General features: G+C 65.9%; 19 protein-coding genes. 9 read left to right on the top strand and 10 right to left on the bottom strand.

Annotation, left to right across the window (positions count from 1 at the left end; genetic code table 11):
- Position 1: 1 nt before the first annotated feature.
- A complete protein-coding gene (locus FOC67_RS01265; protein ID WP_009316237.1) occupies positions 2 to 616 on the bottom strand; it encodes an SOS response-associated peptidase in 615 nt (204 codons plus the stop codon).
- Positions 617 to 1040: 424 nt separating this feature from the next.
- On the opposite strand from FOC67_RS01265, the gene FOC67_RS01260 reads away from it, so the two are divergent.
- Positions 1041 to 1745, top strand: coding sequence for an MgtC/SapB family protein (locus FOC67_RS01260; protein WP_003094941.1), 705 nt, complete (start codon positions 1041 to 1043; stop codon positions 1743 to 1745).
- A gap of 12 nt (positions 1746 to 1757) precedes the next feature.
- On the opposite strand, the gene FOC67_RS01255 is transcribed toward FOC67_RS01260, so the two are convergent.
- Positions 1758 to 2021, bottom strand: a complete 264-nt coding sequence (locus tag FOC67_RS01255) for a putative signal transducing protein (protein WP_003094943.1) — start codon at positions 2019 to 2021, stop codon at positions 1758 to 1760.
- Positions 2021 to 2203: a CPXCG motif-containing cysteine-rich protein gene (locus tag FOC67_RS01250; protein ID WP_003094945.1), complete on the bottom strand. Its 183-nt coding sequence runs from the start codon at positions 2201 to 2203 to the stop codon at positions 2021 to 2023. Before FOC67_RS01250 ends, FOC67_RS01255 begins: the two co-directional genes overlap by 1 nt.
- Before the next feature lie 96 nt (positions 2204 to 2299).
- Between FOC67_RS01250 and FOC67_RS01245 the strand changes: the two genes are divergently transcribed.
- A complete protein-coding gene (locus tag FOC67_RS01245) occupies positions 2300 to 3460 on the top strand; it encodes a 1-acyl-sn-glycerol-3-phosphate acyltransferase (RefSeq protein WP_003099351.1) in 1161 nt (386 codons plus the stop codon).
- A gap of 99 nt (positions 3461 to 3559) precedes the next feature.
- Here FOC67_RS01245 and FOC67_RS01240 read toward each other — a convergent pair whose 3' ends face one another.
- Positions 3560 to 3838: a hypothetical protein gene (locus FOC67_RS01240; protein WP_003094948.1), complete on the bottom strand. Its 279-nt coding sequence runs from the start codon at positions 3836 to 3838 to the stop codon at positions 3560 to 3562.
- 283 nt (positions 3839 to 4121) lie between these two features.
- Between FOC67_RS01240 and FOC67_RS29795 the strand changes: the two genes are divergently transcribed.
- Positions 4122 to 4328 carry a hypothetical protein gene (locus FOC67_RS29795; RefSeq protein WP_003094951.1) on the top strand — a complete coding sequence of 69 codons (207 nt, stop codon included), beginning with the start codon at positions 4122 to 4124 and terminating at the stop codon, positions 4326 to 4328.
- A gap of 57 nt (positions 4329 to 4385) precedes the next feature.
- Here FOC67_RS29795 and FOC67_RS01230 read toward each other — a convergent pair whose 3' ends face one another.
- Complete coding sequence (locus tag FOC67_RS01230) at positions 4386 to 4973, bottom strand: YajG family lipoprotein (RefSeq protein ID WP_003094953.1); 588 nt, start codon at positions 4971 to 4973, stop codon at positions 4386 to 4388.
- Positions 4974 to 5814: 841 nt separating this feature from the next.
- Between FOC67_RS01230 and mqo the strand changes: the two genes are divergently transcribed.
- On the top strand, positions 5815 to 7338 hold the full coding sequence (mqo, locus tag FOC67_RS01225; RefSeq protein ID WP_003141615.1) for a malate dehydrogenase (quinone): 1524 nt from the start codon (positions 5815 to 5817) through the stop codon (positions 7336 to 7338).
- A gap of 51 nt (positions 7339 to 7389) precedes the next feature.
- On the opposite strand, the gene FOC67_RS01220 is transcribed toward mqo, so the two are convergent.
- From FOC67_RS01220 to FOC67_RS01200, 5 genes are all read right to left on the bottom strand, one after another.
- Positions 7390 to 7803, bottom strand: coding sequence for a VOC family protein (locus FOC67_RS01220; RefSeq protein ID WP_009316231.1), 414 nt, complete (start codon positions 7801 to 7803; stop codon positions 7390 to 7392).
- Between the two features lie 264 nt (positions 7804 to 8067).
- Positions 8068 to 8358 carry a PA4642 family protein gene (locus FOC67_RS01215; protein ID WP_003094960.1) on the bottom strand — a complete coding sequence of 97 codons (291 nt, stop codon included), beginning with the start codon at positions 8356 to 8358 and terminating at the stop codon, positions 8068 to 8070.
- Between the two features lie 82 nt (positions 8359 to 8440).
- Positions 8441 to 8926, bottom strand: a complete 486-nt coding sequence (locus tag FOC67_RS01210) for a hypothetical protein (RefSeq protein WP_009316228.1) — start codon at positions 8924 to 8926, stop codon at positions 8441 to 8443.
- A 62-nt stretch (positions 8927 to 8988) separates the two neighbouring features.
- Positions 8989 to 9462 carry a WbuC family cupin fold metalloprotein gene (locus FOC67_RS01205; RefSeq protein ID WP_003094965.1) on the bottom strand — a complete coding sequence of 158 codons (474 nt, stop codon included), beginning with the start codon at positions 9460 to 9462 and terminating at the stop codon, positions 8989 to 8991.
- Between the two features lies 1 nt (position 9463).
- The gene (locus FOC67_RS01200) at positions 9464 to 10021 is read right to left on the bottom strand and encodes a hypoxanthine-guanine phosphoribosyltransferase (RefSeq protein ID WP_003094967.1); all 558 of its coding nucleotides are present in this window, start codon (positions 10019 to 10021) and stop codon (positions 9464 to 9466) included.
- 167 nt (positions 10022 to 10188) lie between these two features.
- Here FOC67_RS01200 and upp point away from each other — a divergent pair, with 167 nt between their 5' ends.
- The 5 genes from upp to FOC67_RS01175 all read left to right on the top strand — a co-directional run bounded on the left by upp (position 10189) and on the right by FOC67_RS01175 (position 14087).
- Positions 10189 to 10827, top strand: coding sequence for a uracil phosphoribosyltransferase (gene upp / locus FOC67_RS01195; protein ID WP_003094968.1), 639 nt, complete (start codon positions 10189 to 10191; stop codon positions 10825 to 10827).
- A gap of 2 nt (positions 10828 to 10829) precedes the next feature.
- Entirely contained in the window at positions 10830 to 12113 is a 1284-nt protein-coding gene (locus FOC67_RS01190) for a uracil-xanthine permease family protein (RefSeq protein WP_009316225.1), read from the top strand.
- A 319-nt stretch (positions 12114 to 12432) separates the two neighbouring features.
- Positions 12433 to 12981, top strand: coding sequence for a spore coat U domain-containing protein (locus FOC67_RS01185; protein WP_009316223.1), 549 nt, complete (start codon positions 12433 to 12435; stop codon positions 12979 to 12981).
- 30 nt (positions 12982 to 13011) lie between these two features.
- On the top strand, positions 13012 to 13545 hold the full coding sequence (locus FOC67_RS01180) for a spore coat U domain-containing protein (RefSeq protein ID WP_003135089.1): 534 nt from the start codon (positions 13012 to 13014) through the stop codon (positions 13543 to 13545).
- Positions 13545 to 14087: a spore coat U domain-containing protein gene (locus FOC67_RS01175; protein WP_009316220.1), complete on the top strand. Its 543-nt coding sequence runs from the start codon at positions 13545 to 13547 to the stop codon at positions 14085 to 14087. Before FOC67_RS01180 ends, FOC67_RS01175 begins: the two co-directional genes overlap by 1 nt.
- Positions 14088 to 14105: the final 18 nt, after the last annotated feature.

Below are 14105 nucleotides of genomic sequence, written 5' to 3'. Positions count from 1 at the left end.
GTCAGGCCGGGGTCAGGCACTCCGGCCCGTCGGTTTCAGGCTTGTTGACGAAGCCGGCCAGGGCCACGCTGCGCAGATTCGGCTGGGGCTTGGCGAGCAGGTTGATCAGCGCCGGCAGCGGCGTGTCCGGAGCCAGCCAGGTATCCTGCTCGGCCTCGTCGAGCAGCAGTGGCCGGCGGAACTCGGCGGCCGCCTGGGATACCTGGGCCACGCTGAGCCAGGTCTGTCCCTGCACCGGATAGGCCTCCCAGATGCCGGCGAAGAACAACAGGCGCTCGCCGGTGGAGACCCAGTACGGACGCTTGCGCACCCCGCGCCATTCATAGAAGCCGTTGGCCGGCAGCAGGCAGCGGCGCTGCTGGAACGCCTCGCGGAACATCGGTTGCTCGGCGAGGGTTTCCGCCCGCGCGTGGCTGGGCGTACGCGACAGGTCGGTGAGCCAGGCCGGGGTCAGCCCCCAGCGCGCCAGGTCGGCGCGGCGCGCACCGGCGTCCTCGCGAACCATCAGCACCTGGTTCGCCGGAGAAATGTTCCAGTGCGCCCGCCAATCCGCCGGAAAGCCCGGCAGGGCCGCCAGCGACGGATTCCAGCGGAACAGGGCGTAACGACCACTCATGCTTGGCACTGCCTGGTGAGGGAAAGCCGCACAGTGTAACCCGAAGCGCTACGCCGGCCTTGCCGAACGCAAGCTGAATGAAACCCAATCTTAACTTGACGCGCCTATCCTCCAGGCTTATGGTGCCGCCCGCATTCTGTAACCCACACAGGAGTCCTGCATTGGACAACAGCCCTAGTCGATTGCGACAGGTCCATCCGGCGAGCTAGTCCAGCAGAACCCTCTGCCACTGCCTCGCCGAACATGGCGGACAGTGGCGATCCGCATCCCGTCCGGGATGACGCATCCCCATTTTCCCTTCGTGTCCCTTCCCTCGCGCCAACGCGCAGCGGGAAGCCGCGGTCCTGCGCAATCCATCGTCCTTTATCCGCGCGGACCGACGGCCCGCGCCAGCTCCGGCCGTCGGCCGGCAACGAGGTGAAACATGGATTGGAAAGTATTTCTCCTGCGCGTCGCGGTCGCGCTGGTCCTGGGCGCCCTGATCGGCGCCGAACGCCAACTGCGCCAACGCCTCACCGGCCTGCGCACCAATGCGCTGGTCAGCACTGGCGCCTGCCTGTTCGTGCTGATGACCCAGGGCGTGCCCGGCCTGGCCGGCGACGCTTCGCGGATCGCCGCCTACGTGGTCTCCGGGATCGGCTTCCTCGGCGGCGGCGTGATCATGCGCGACGGCCTCAACGTGCGCGGCCTGAACACCGCAGCCACCCTCTGGTGCACCGCCGCCATCGGCGTGCTGTGCAGCATGGGCCTGCTGCTGGAGGCCACGCTCGGCAGCCTGGTGGTGCTCTGCGCCAACATCCTGTTGCGCGACATCGCCCAACGCCTGAACCGCCAGGACGTGTTGCCGGCCAGCGAGGCCGAGCAACGCTACGAAGTGCAGATCGTCTGCCGCGCCGAGGACGAGATCCAGGTACGCAGCCTGATGCTGCACAGCCTCGGCAGCAGCGACCTGCGCCTGCAATCGCTGCACAGCGAGGATCTGGACAACCCGGCCAAGCTGGAAGTCCGCGCCGAACTGCTCGGCACTCCCGAGGCGCCGGCGCAGCTGGAACGCCTGGTCAGCCGGGTCAGCCTGGAGAAGGGCGTCAGCTCGGTGCGCTGGCAGGTCTTCGAACTGGCGGCCGACTGAGCGGCGGCCGCCTCAACACAACAGGCTGCCGGGGCCGCAGGGCTCCGGCGGCTCCTCGGCCAGCGGGGCGGCGGCGTTGTAGGCGAGGATCAGTTCTCGCGCCCGCTCCGTCTGCTCGTCCGCCACCAACAACGCCAGCAGTCCGCCAGGCGGCAGTTCGCCGATGGCGCCGACCAGGTGGCGGCCGCTGACATGGGCGGCGATCCCTTCGCTGGCGAGCATTCCCACCAGCATCTCGGCCTCCAGCAGGTCGGCCGGCTCATATACGCGCTGCATCAGTCATCCTCCCGGCGGACGTTCAGTGACCAGTCCTGCCCATCGGTGCGCAGGTCGAACAGGATCGGCCGGCAGCACACCGGGCAGTCCTCGTAGTACTGCTGGTCGCCGGCACTCAGGTCGAGCAGCGCCTCGGCCGGTTCCCCGCAGTAAGGGCAGCTATAGGCCTGGCTTTCGAGCATCGCTGCACCCCCTATGAGTTCCGTTTATAATCGCGCGGTTCAATTTTCGGCCACCCCCTGGGCGGCCTTCGCAGCATCCATATGGAACCAGAAAGCATGATGGGCGAGTTCGAAGCCATCCGACCCTACAGTGACGCCGAAGTCCCCGCGGTATTGCAACGCCTCCTGAGCGACGACGCCTTCCTCGGCGCCCTGGTCCGCTACCGCTTCCCGCGCCTGGCCGGTCCCCTCGGTTGGCTGCTCAAACCTCTTATAGCCCATCGGCTGGCCCGCGAGGTCACCGGCATCCGCAGCGTCGCCACGCTGCAGGACAAGTTCGAGCCCTACGTCGACCACACCATCGAGAAGGCCACCGATGGCGTCACCTACTCCGGGGTCAATCGCCTCAAGCCAGGCTGCGCCTACCTGTTCATCGCCAACCACCGCGATATCGTGATGGACCCGGCCTTCGTCAACTACGCCGTGTACCACGCCGGCCTGCCGACCCCGCGCATCGCCATCGGCGACAACCTGCTGCAGAAATCCTTCGTCAGCGACCTGATGCGCCTGAACAAGAGCTTCATCGTGCACCGTTCGCTGAGCGGCCGGCGCGAGAAGCTCGCCGCCTACCAGACGCTCTCCGCCTACATCAACCACTCGATCCGCGAGGACCGCCAGTCGGTGTGGATCGCCCAGGCCGAAGGGCGGGCCAAGGACGGCGACGACCGTACCGACTCGGCGATCCTCAAGATGTTCCACATGAGCCGCAAGGACGAACCCTTCGCCGAAATGGTGCGCGCCCTGCATTTCATCCCGGTGTCGATCAGCTACGAATACGACCCCTGCGACCTGGCCAAGGCCCGCGAGTTGCACACCCGCGCCAGCACCGGCGAATACCGCAAGGCGCCGGGCGAGGACGATGCCAGCATCGCCCTGGGCATCACCGGCTACAAGGGCCGCGTGCACATCAACTTCGGCGCCGAACTGGAGGGCGAGTTCAGCGACGCCAAGCAGTTGGCCGCCGAACTGGACCGGCAGATCCTCGGCAACTACCGTCTGTTCCCGGTGCACTACCTGGCCTACGAGATGAGCGAGAACCGCGACCCGGGCCTCGCTGTCCCCACGGCCGAGAGCCTGTTCGGCAGCGAAGAACTGGAGAAGGCGCGCAAGGAATGGAACCGCCGCCTGGAGCAATGCCCGGCCGAGCAGCGCCCCTGGCTGGTGCTGCAATACGCCAACCCGGTACTCAACCAATACCGGATCAAGCAGCAATCCTGAAGACGAAAGCCCGGCGCCGCCGGGCTTCTCCATCGGGCAACGGCTTCGAACCCGCAGACGGTTATCCGCGTGCGGTTCGGCTCGCCGAGGCAGGCCCTCTCAGAACCGCGTGCTGGCCCAGCTGACCAGCAGCGCCAGGCCCAGGCAGGCGGCGCCGAATCGGTAGAAGAACAGGTTGATCCGCAGGGTCGCCTCGTCCATCGGCAATGCCTCCTCCCCCGCCTCGCCCTCCGCGGCCCAGCGCGCCAGGGCGCGACGCTCGCGTGCGCGGGTGGCCAGCAGCAGCCAGGCGCCGGCGACACCGAAGAACAGCGCAAGGCCGTTCACGGCCTGCGCGGGATGGGCGAGAAACAGCGCCCACAAGGCTTGCAAGGACATCGATAACCTCCGCAACAGGACAACACGCCGGGGCTACCGAGTAACGCCTTGGGTGAGCTGATGACAGGACGGACCGTCGGGGACGGCGGGGAAGGACTGGTCGAATTCTATCCAGAATGCATGAGCGACGGCCAGCGACGACCGGGTTGTCGCGACGAAGCGCAGCGGTTAGCAGCAATCCGTCTAAAAAAGGCGCGGCCTCACCAGCGTGACCGGCTAGTCTGAAAGTGCTTTGCCGGTCACAGAACCCCACCCAGGCAAACGACAACACAGGAGAGTCGTCATGCTGGAAACCGCACCCCACGAACATAACTATCTGATCGACCACCTGGACGAGATCGAGGCCGTGATCGTCGATCTTTCCTTCAATGTCCAGGACGACCGCTGGCTGGTGTACTGCACCGCCTGCGGCCATGAACACCTCGACCTGCCTGAGACCGACGAACGCATCAGCATCGGCGAGCCGGACCCGTTCCACCAGGCCGCCTGAGTTTCCCGAGCGCATGAAAAAGCCCGGCATCCGCCGGGCTTTCTCGTTACCGCCGGCTCATTGCTGGCCGAGGGTCTGGGCGATGGTCGGGTCCTTGAACACGCGGGTCAGGGCGTCGCTGAGCACCTCGCTGACCAGCTTGCTGTTGGTCGCCTGGTTCGGCGCCATGCCGAAGCGCTGGTTCAGGGAGGCGCCGTAGCGACCGGTGTAGCGCCGGCTGCTGTTCTGCACGTCGGCGCGGAAGGTCGCGGTGATGTCGGCCTGGGTGACGTAGACGCCGTCCTTCGGCGACTGGTACTTCAGCTCGGCCAGGGTCAGGGTCAGTTGCGGCGCGTTGTAGGCGTTGGCCGAAGGCGTGTAGCCGAGCAGGCGCACGGCGGTCTCGGCCTGGGCCTGGAGCTTGGGCACCACGTCCTCGCTACGGACGGTCAGGGTGCTGGTATCGGCGTAGAGGCCGCCGCGGGTGCCCAGGGACGGGCCGGGACGGCCATCGACCACCTTGACCACCACCGGCTGGCCATGGCCGACGGCGGTCAACGGTCCTTTAAGGACCGGTTGCGGGTCCAGTTGTTGCGGGCTCAGGGCGCAGCCGCCGAGAACCAGGGCGCTTGCGGTCATCAGGCTGAGCAACAGGCGATGCAGCATGCTCATCTCTCCATGGGTTGGGCACGAATGGCCGGCAGTATAACGGCGCCGCGAAGGCACCGCAGCATTGCCTTGGACGTTCGCCACGGGGCGCGGTTCCTCGCCTGTGGCAGGTGGCGCAGGGCACGCATGCCCGGCGTTTGGCAGATACGGCGCGGCGGATTGTCCCAGGGGGCTTTCGCCGGCGGGCACTTCGTGACCGGGAATGGGAAAAAAGTCTAAGGAGCGGGGTATTTTTTGATTTTCACCGTTATAATCGCCCCCCGATTATAAGGACGCCTCCTGATCGGGTTCCGGCCCCCGCGCCATCCCCCCACAGAGAGCCGCCAGTAGAGCGCTGCCCCATGAGGCAGACGCCCTGAAACGCCTGTAGCGAGTTTTTCGGCAAGGAATGCCGCATGACCCCGCACGATTCTGCGAAGGCATGCCCGCGACAGACGAGCCCTTCCGGCCCATGTCTCCAAAAGAGCGTGGATCGAAGGTATTTCACTACTTCACGAGAGTGTGGCGAGCAATGAAGAGTTTTGCGTCGGTAAGTGCGCCATTAGCGCTTGAAACAGCCCCCCGCAGACGCGACCGCAGCGGATACCTCATGACCAGAGCCTGACGGCCCGTTCCGTCGCGAATGTGCTTGCACGACCGGATGCCCGCATGGGCCAGCCAGGCTGCCAGATCGCCAGCCCCGCGCCCGGCATCCATAGGCGATGACGCCCGGCGTCCCGCCGTTGTTGCGAAGAATCGGACATGACGGCTCCCTCCGCCGCTGCCTGCCGGCCCGTACCGGCCTCGGCCCCGCCCCGTCTGTCGTCAATTTGGTGCTGAAGATTTTGGAGAAGCGTTAATGGCGCAAAACGATCACGAAACAGTCGACATGCTGCTGGTAGGCGCCGGCATCATGAGCGCGACCCTGGCGGTCCTGCTCAAGGAACTCGACCCCAACCTGAAGATGGAAGTCGTCGAACTCCAGGAGTCCGGCGCGATCGAAAGCTCCAACCCGTGGAACAACGCGGGCACCGGCCACGCCGGCCTGTGCGAGCTGAACTACACCCCGCAGTCGGCCGACGGCAGCATCGACATCAAGAAGGCCGTGGGCATCAACACCATGTTCGAGGTGTCGAAGCAGTTCTGGTCGCACCTGGTCGCCAAGGGCACCTTCGGCTCGCCGAAGACCTTCATCAACCCGGTGCCGCACCTGAGCTTCGTGCGCGGCAGCGAAGGCATCGCCTACCTGAAGAAGCGCTTCGAATCGCTGACCAGGCACCACGCCTTCGAGACCATGGTCTACTCCGAGGACAAGGCCACCCTCGCCGAGTGGATGCCGCTGATGATGCCGGGTCGTCCGGCCGACGAAGCGATCGCCGCGACCCGCGTCGAGGGCGGTACCGACGTCAACTTCGGCGCCCTGACCAACCAGCTCCTGCAACACCTGGCGCAACAGCCGGGCGCGCAGATCCGCTACAACCAGAAGGTCACCCACCTGCGCCGCGCCGATAACGGCTGGCGGGTCACCGTCAAGGACACCCGCAACGGCGGCGACCGCGAGATCCAGGCACGCTTCGTCTTCCTCGGCGCCGGCGGCGGCGCCCTGCCGCTCCTGCAACTTTCCGGCATCCCGGAAGGCAAGGGCTTCGGTGGTTTCCCGGTGAGCGGCCAGTGGCTGCGCTGCGACAACCCGGAAATCGTCAAGCAGCACCAGGCCAAGGTCTACAGCCAGGCCGAGGTCGGCTCGCCGCCGATGTCCGTGCCGCACCTGGACACCCGCGTGGTGGACGGCAAGAAATCCCTGCTGTTCGGCCCCTATGCCGGTTTCTCCACCAAGTTCCTGCGCCATGGCTCGTTCCTCGACCTGCCGCTGTCGGTACGCCCGGGCAACATCCTGCCGATGCTCTCGGTGGCCCGCGACAACATGGACCTGACCCGCTACCTGATCGGCCAGGTCATGCAGTCGCCGGAACAGCGCCTGGAAGCCCTGCGTAAGTTCTACCCCGAAGCCAGGGCCGAGGACTGGCGCCTGGAAGTCGCCGGCCAGCGCGTGCAGATCATCAAGAAAGATCCGAAGAAAGGCGGCATCCTGCAGTTCGGCACCGAGCTGGTGGCCGCCCACGACGGCTCCATCGCCGCCCTGCTGGGCGCCTCGCCGGGCGCCTCGGTGACCGTCTCGATCATGCTCGGCCTGATCGAGCGCTGCTTCCCGGAGCAGGCCCGCTCGCCGGAGTGGAGCGCCAAGCTGAAGGAAATCTTCCCGGCTCGCGAGAAAGAGCTGGAGAGCGACGCCGAGCTGTACCGCAGCGTCAGCAGCCGTTGCAGCGAGGTGCTGGAACTGACCGCGAAGAACGACGTACAGGCCCCGGTCAACGCCGAGTGAGCCGCGCGCTACGGAACAAGCCGCCTTCGGGCGGCTTTTTCATTTGCGGAGTCAGGCGCCGGCCTCGCAATTGATCAGCCAGGACACCCCGAAACGGTCCACCAGGGTACCGAAACAGGGCGACCAGAAGGTCTTGCCCAACTCCAGCTCGACCCGCCCGCCGTCCTCCAGCAAGGCGTCATAGCAGCGCCGCGCCTGCTGCGGGTCGCGGGTATTCAGCGAAAGGGAAATCCCGGAGATCGGCTGCAACGCCGGCCCGTGCCCGTCCGAGGCCATGATCTGGCTGTCGCCGATCTGCAGGTTGGCGTGCATCACCTTGTCGCACCAGCCTTCCGGCACCACCACCGGACCGGGCGCCTCGTCGAAACGGAACAGGAAGCTCACCCTGGCACCGATGGCGTGTTCATAGAAGCGCAGGGCCTCTTCGCAACGGCCGTTGAAGCAGACGTAGGGCTGGACGTACATGGGAACCTCGGCAGGCTGTTTTTCCTGTGAGTGTAGAAAAGCAGCAGCCGACAGGCACCGTCTCGCAGAGCGAATAACGCAGCCCTGACCATTCGCCCCTCCCTGTCTCCCTGGCGCTCCGCAATGCGAGAAGGCCCGTATGCCTATCGTCCCTTGCCACCGCCAGCCGTCATTCGGGTGCTGGCGTTCGCCGACGGGTGGGATTCGGCGGGCCGCGCAACGAAAAAGCCCGCCGAAGGGCGGGCTCTTCACCGCATGGCTGGCTCAAGCGCCCTTGGCCGCCTGCAGCGCTTCGATGTAGGGCGCGGCCTGGCGCTGGTCGGCGACCAGGGCGACGAAGTCGTTGCCCTTGGCGTCGCGCGCGTCGAGATCGTAGCCGGCCTCGCGGAAGAAGGTGAGGAAGCGCTCGAAGTCGTCGATGCGCAGGCCGCGATAGGCCTTGATCAGCTTGTGCAGCGAGGGGGGCGTGTCGTCGGCCGGCTCGACGCCGAGGAACAGCTTGATCGACTCGTCACTGATCTCTTCGCCAATGATCTGTTTCTTGTCTTTGCGCATCGCTTTCTCTCAACGGCTCTGGGGCCGGGCTCGCCCGGCGCGGGATAAGGCCAGGCAGTTTACTCCCGGCGCGCGGCGAGGCTCAACGCGCGCGTACCGCGCCGGTGTGCAGGTCGGCCCAGACATGGCCGTTGGGATAGGCGAGGAACTGGCAATAGACCGTCTGGTTGCGCAGCAGGTCGAGCAACGCCGGGTACTGCGCCAGCGGGTAGTTGAGCGTGAGGGTGCGGGTCCCGGCATCGTAGACCGGCTTCTTCAGGCTCTTGCCTTCGCTGTCGAACTGGATTAGCACCTGGGCCAGGGTCGCGCCCTTGCTCAGCGGCTTGCCCTTCAGGCGCAGCAGGGTCGGCGTGGTGATCGGGATCGGCTGCTGGTTGGACTGCCGCTGGTTGCCCAGCACCACGCTGTACTCGGTGATCTGGATCAGTTGCTGCTGCTCCGGCGCCTCCTGGCGCAACTGGCCGTCGTCGGGCGGCAGGAAGCGCGCGTGCATCGGGGGACTCTCGGCGGCCAGGCCGGCCAGACTGACGAACAGGAGCAGGGAGCCGCACAGGCTACGGGCGAACATCGGGACCTCCGGACAGGGCGAGCCGGCACTCTAGCATGGCTGCCGACCCGCCGCCGAAGCGCTCAGGCGAACTGGGCGCGCATCCAGTCCCGGTAGGCCGGCGCATCGGCGCTGCCTTCGGCAGGCGCCCAACTGGCGAACTCGCCTTCGCCGAGCGGGCGGTAAGGCCCGGCCTTGCATTCGAACAGGATGCTGTCCGGCTCCAGCACCACCAGGGCATGGAACACCCCGGGCGGCAGGTCGACACCGGGGCAGTCCCCAGCGGCGCTCAACTCGCGCTTGTCGAGGAGTTCCCCGTCTTCGGCGAAGACCAGCAGGCCGAGACGGCCCTTGAGCACGATCAGCGCCTCGGCCTTGCCCGCATCCAGGTGCCGGTGCGGCGGGATGTAGGTATTCGGCTGGAGGCCCACCGCCATGCGGTGGCAGGGCTCCTCCATACGGTGGAAGTTGTGATGCTGGCGACCACGCGGCGCGTTACCCGCCCCGCTCGCCAGTTCGGCGAACAATTGCTGGTCGAGGTAGCGCGGTCCGGCCATCTCAGAGCCCCTTGACCGCGAAGATGCCCGCGGCGTTGCGCCAGTAGCCCTTGTAGTCCATGCCGTAGCCGAACACGTAGCGGTCGGCGCAGTAGAGGCCGGTGAAGCTGGCCTTGAGGTCGGGCCGGGCCTTGCGCTCGTGTTCCTTGTCCACCAGTACGGCGGTGTGCACCGCGCGTGCGCCGGCATGCTTGCAGAAGTCGATGATCGCCGAGAGGGTGTGCCCTTCGTCGAGGATGTCGTCGATGATCAGCACGTCACGGTCGATGAAGGAGATTTCCGGCTTGGCCTTCCAGAACAGTTCGCCGCCGGAGGTCTCGTTGCGGTAACGGGTCGCATGCAGGTAGGACAGTTCGAGGGGGAAGTCGAGCAGCGGGAGCAGCTTGCCGGAGAAGATCAGGCCGCCGTTCATCACGCAGAAGACCACCGGGTTGGTCTCGCCGAGATCGCGGTTGATCGCCTCGGCGACGCGACCGATGGCTGCCTCGACCTCGTCGTTGTTGAACAGGCAGTCGGCTTCCGCCATGACTTGGCGGATGTGCGCGAGATCGACGGACATGGTGCTTCTCCCTGGCTGGGCTGAGAAAAAGTCGGCAAAGGTACTCATCCGGTCGCCATCGGGCAACCCCCGGCGGTCGAGTGCGAATCAGAATAATGGTCCAGACTGTGCGGAATGCATTACGCTAGCGCAATTTTTTTGCCCGCCCCCGTTGGAGACAGTCGCCCATGCCCGTACATGAGATCCGCCACCCCCTCATCCGCCACAAACTGGGCCTGATGCGCCGTGCCGATATCAGCACCAAGAACTTCCGCGAACTGGCCCAGGAAGTCGGCGCCCTGCTGACCTACGAGGCGACCAAGGACCTGCCCCTGGAACAGTACGAAATCCCCGGATGGGCCGGCCCGGTGACGGTGGAGAAGATCTCCGGGAAGAAGATCACCGTGGTGCCGATCCTGCGCGCCGGCATCGGCATGCTCGACGGCGTGCTCAGCCTGATTCCCGGCGCCAAGGTCAGCGCGGTCGGCGTCGCCCGCAACGAAGAGACCCTGGAAGCACGCACCTACCTGGAAAAACTGGCGCCGGACATCGCCGAGCGCCGCTCGCTGATCATCGACCCGATGCTCGCCACCGGTGGCTCGATGGTCGCCACCATCGACCTGCTGAAGAAGGCCGGCAGCAAGGAAATCCGCGCCATGGTGCTGGTCGCCGCCCCCGAGGGCATCGAGGCGGTACGCAAGGCCCACCCGGACGTAATCATCTATACCGCCTCGATCGACGAGAAGCTCGACGAGAACGGCTACATCATTCCGGGCCTGGGCGACGCCGGCGACAAGATCTTCGGTACCAAGCAGAAGGAAGCCTGAACATGGGCGATACCTTCCAGGAGCCGCTCTGGCGCCAGGTGCTGTCAGGCGCGCAGATGCTGTTCGTCGCCTTCGGCGCGCTGGTGCTGATGCCGCTGATCACCGGTCTGGATCCCAACGTCGCGCTGTTCACCGCCGGCCTCGGGACCCTGCTGTTCCAATTGGTGACCGGGCGCCAGGTACCGGTGTTCCTCGCCTCCAGCTTCGCCTTCATCACCCCGATCATCCTCGCCAAGGGCCAGTTCGGCCTGGCCGCGACCATGGGCGGGGTGGTCGCCGCCGGCTTCGTCTACACCTTCATGGGCCTGGCGGTGAAGATCAAGGGCACCGGCTTCATCGATAAACTGCTGCCGCCGGTGGTGATCGGCCCGGTGATTATCTCGATCGGCCTGGCGATGGCGCCGATCGCGGCGAACATGGCGATGGGCAAGGCCGGCGACGGCAGCGAGCTGCTGCCGTACCGCACCGCGATGATGATCTCGATGCCGGCGCTGCTCACCACCCTGGTGGTGGCGGTATTCGGCAAGGGTATCTTCCGCCTGGTGCCGATCATCGCCGGCGTGCTGGTCGGCTTCGCCCTGTCGTTCGTCTTCGGCGTGGTCGACACCGCCGCGATCGTCGCCGCACCCTGGCTGGAACTGCCGAAATTCACCGCGCCGGAATTCAACTGGCAGGCGATCCTGTTCATCGTCCCGGTGGCCCTGGCCCCGGCCATCGAGCATATCGGCGGGGTCATCGCGGTGGGCGGCGTCACCGGCCAGGACTACCTGAAGAAGCCCGGCCTGCACCGCACCCTCCTCGGCGACGGCCTGGCCACCTCGGCCGCCGGCCTGTTCGGCGGACCGCCCAACACCACCTACGCGGAAGTCACCGGCGCAGTGATGCTGACCAAGAACTACAACCCGAAGATCATGACCTGGGCGGCGGTGATCGCCATCACCCTGGCCTTCGTCGGCAAGTTCGGCGCGATCCTGCAAAGCATCCCGGTACCGGTGATGGGCGGCATCCTCTGCCTGCTGTTCGGCACCATCGCCTCGGTCGGCATGAACACCCTGATCCGGCACAAGGTCGACCTCTCGGAAGCGCGCAACCTGGTGATCGTCTCGGTGACGCTGGTGTTCGGCATCGGCGGCGTGCTGATCGGCAGCGGTACCGGTCCCGACGACATCGGCCTGAAGGGCATCGCCCTGTGCGCCATCGTCGCCATCGTCCTCAACCTGCTGCTGCCGGGCAATGACGGCTGGCAGAACAAGGCGCTCGACGAACAGCACAAGGATTCGCACTGAAACCAACGGGCGGAACACTTCGCTGTTCCGTCCGTATTCCACCCGCCTCGTTATTTTCAAATCATGTAGTCAATCGCTTATTACTTTGTAATTAAACTTCCTTGCATTTCCCAAATAACCACGCCATCTGACTGGCAGAGATCTACTCGCGCTGCTATATAGCCAGTCAAGCATGACTGGCGACCGCCCTGCGCCGTGCCATCCATGAACTTAGAGTTTTACGGACATATAAGGCCGATCATTTAAAGTCGTGGGAACTTTAATTATCCGCCAACGTCCTTCTGCGCCACCGACATTCATTATCGACAGGAAGTTAGAGATGAATAAACGCACTCCGGCAGTCTTGTTGTTCTGTGCCTGCGCCAGCCTGCTGGGCACCGCCCAGGCCGCCGGTACGCTAATCGGCCAGGTCGGCGTGCAGATGGTCATCGGTGCCGGCTGCACCATCATCAACGGCAGCGTCAGCGGCGGTATCAACCAGTGGGGAACCCTGGACTTCGGCAGCCATCCCGACCTCACCAACGTGGTCGACGCGCAGACCGTCGGCACCAGCGGCAACATCCAGATCCAGTGCAGCACCGGCCTGACCCCGAGCCTGACGGTGAACGCAGGCCTGCACGCCAGCGGCGGCCAGCGCTACATGCAGAACACCACCACCACCACCAGCACCATCGCCTACAACATCTATTCGGACGCCGCGCGCAGCGCGCTGATCCAGGCCAACACACCGGTGGACATCTCCTCGGTCTCCACCGGCACCGCGGTCAACATCCCCCTCTATGGCCGCGTGGTGCCCACCGGACAAAGCACGCCCACGCCGACGGCGGGGACCTACACCGACACCCTGCTGGTCACCATCGCCTGGTAAGACGCGCCGCCAGGCGCGGCGCCGGGCAGCATGGTCCTGGGGGGACCGATGAGCCTGAACCGCTACTTCACCGGAGGACTGCTCTGCCTGCTCGGCTGCAACCCGGCAAACGCGCAGACCGCCACCATCGTCCTGAGCGCCACGCTGCTCCCGGCCTGCGAGGCAGGTAGCGTCGGCAGCGGTGGCGCGATCACCTTCGGCACCCTCGACTTCGGCCAGTACGCCTCCCTGAACAACGCCATCAGCGCCACCAGCCAGCAGGGCGCAGGCTCCATCCGGGTCAAGTGCGTCAGCGGCCAGACCTATGCGATCACGCTCGACGGCGGGCTCTACGGCAGCGTCGCCACGCGGCGCATGGCGAACATCGCCAACACCGCCCTCACCCTGACCTACAACCTGTACAGCGACCGCCCCGGCGGCATCGTCTGGGACAACACCACCGGCGTTGCCGCCACCGGCAACGGCAACGACCAGTGGTACCCCATCTACGGCCTGGTGCCGGCACAGACCACGCCGGTCGCCGGGACCTACCGCGACACCGTCAACGTGACCATCAGCTGGTGATGCCGATGTCCAGCCGACATCTACTCCTGTCGCTTCTCCTGCTCCCGCTGCCGAGCCTGGTCGCGCATGCCGATCCATCGCCGATCAGCCGCGCCTTCCAGGTCGAGGCGGTGGTCGCCAACGGCTGCGCCTTCGGCACCGCCATCAGCGACAACGCCTATGACCTCGGCACCCTGAGCTTCGGCACCCTCGGCAACCTGGCCAGTCCGGTTAACGTCGCCAGCAGCTCCGGGGCCGGCTCCATCGTCCTGACCTGCACTCCGGGAATGACCGTCTCCGTCGCCCTCGACTACGGGGTCAATGGCGGCAGCAGCAGCCAGCGCTACCTGAAGCGGGTGAGCGGTAACGAGACCCTCGCCTACCAGCTCTACCAGGATGCCGCCTACTCCCAGGTCTGGGGCAACGGGGCACTCGCGCGGACCATCGCCAACTTTCCCGCCAGCACCCAGACCTACACGGTATACGCACGCCTGTTCGCGGTCGGCAGCCTGCCGTCCGCCGGCAACTACCGCGATACCGTCACCGTCACCCTTTCGTTCTGAGCCGTCATGGAGGATCAC

Origin of the sequence: Pseudomonas sp. FDAARGOS_761, from assembly GCF_013343155.1 — a bacterium.
GTDB lineage: Bacteria > Pseudomonadota > Gammaproteobacteria > Pseudomonadales > Pseudomonadaceae > Pseudomonas > Pseudomonas aeruginosa.
Note: the sequence above shows the minus strand (reverse complement) of the source record. Positions and strands in the feature narration are given on the sequence as shown.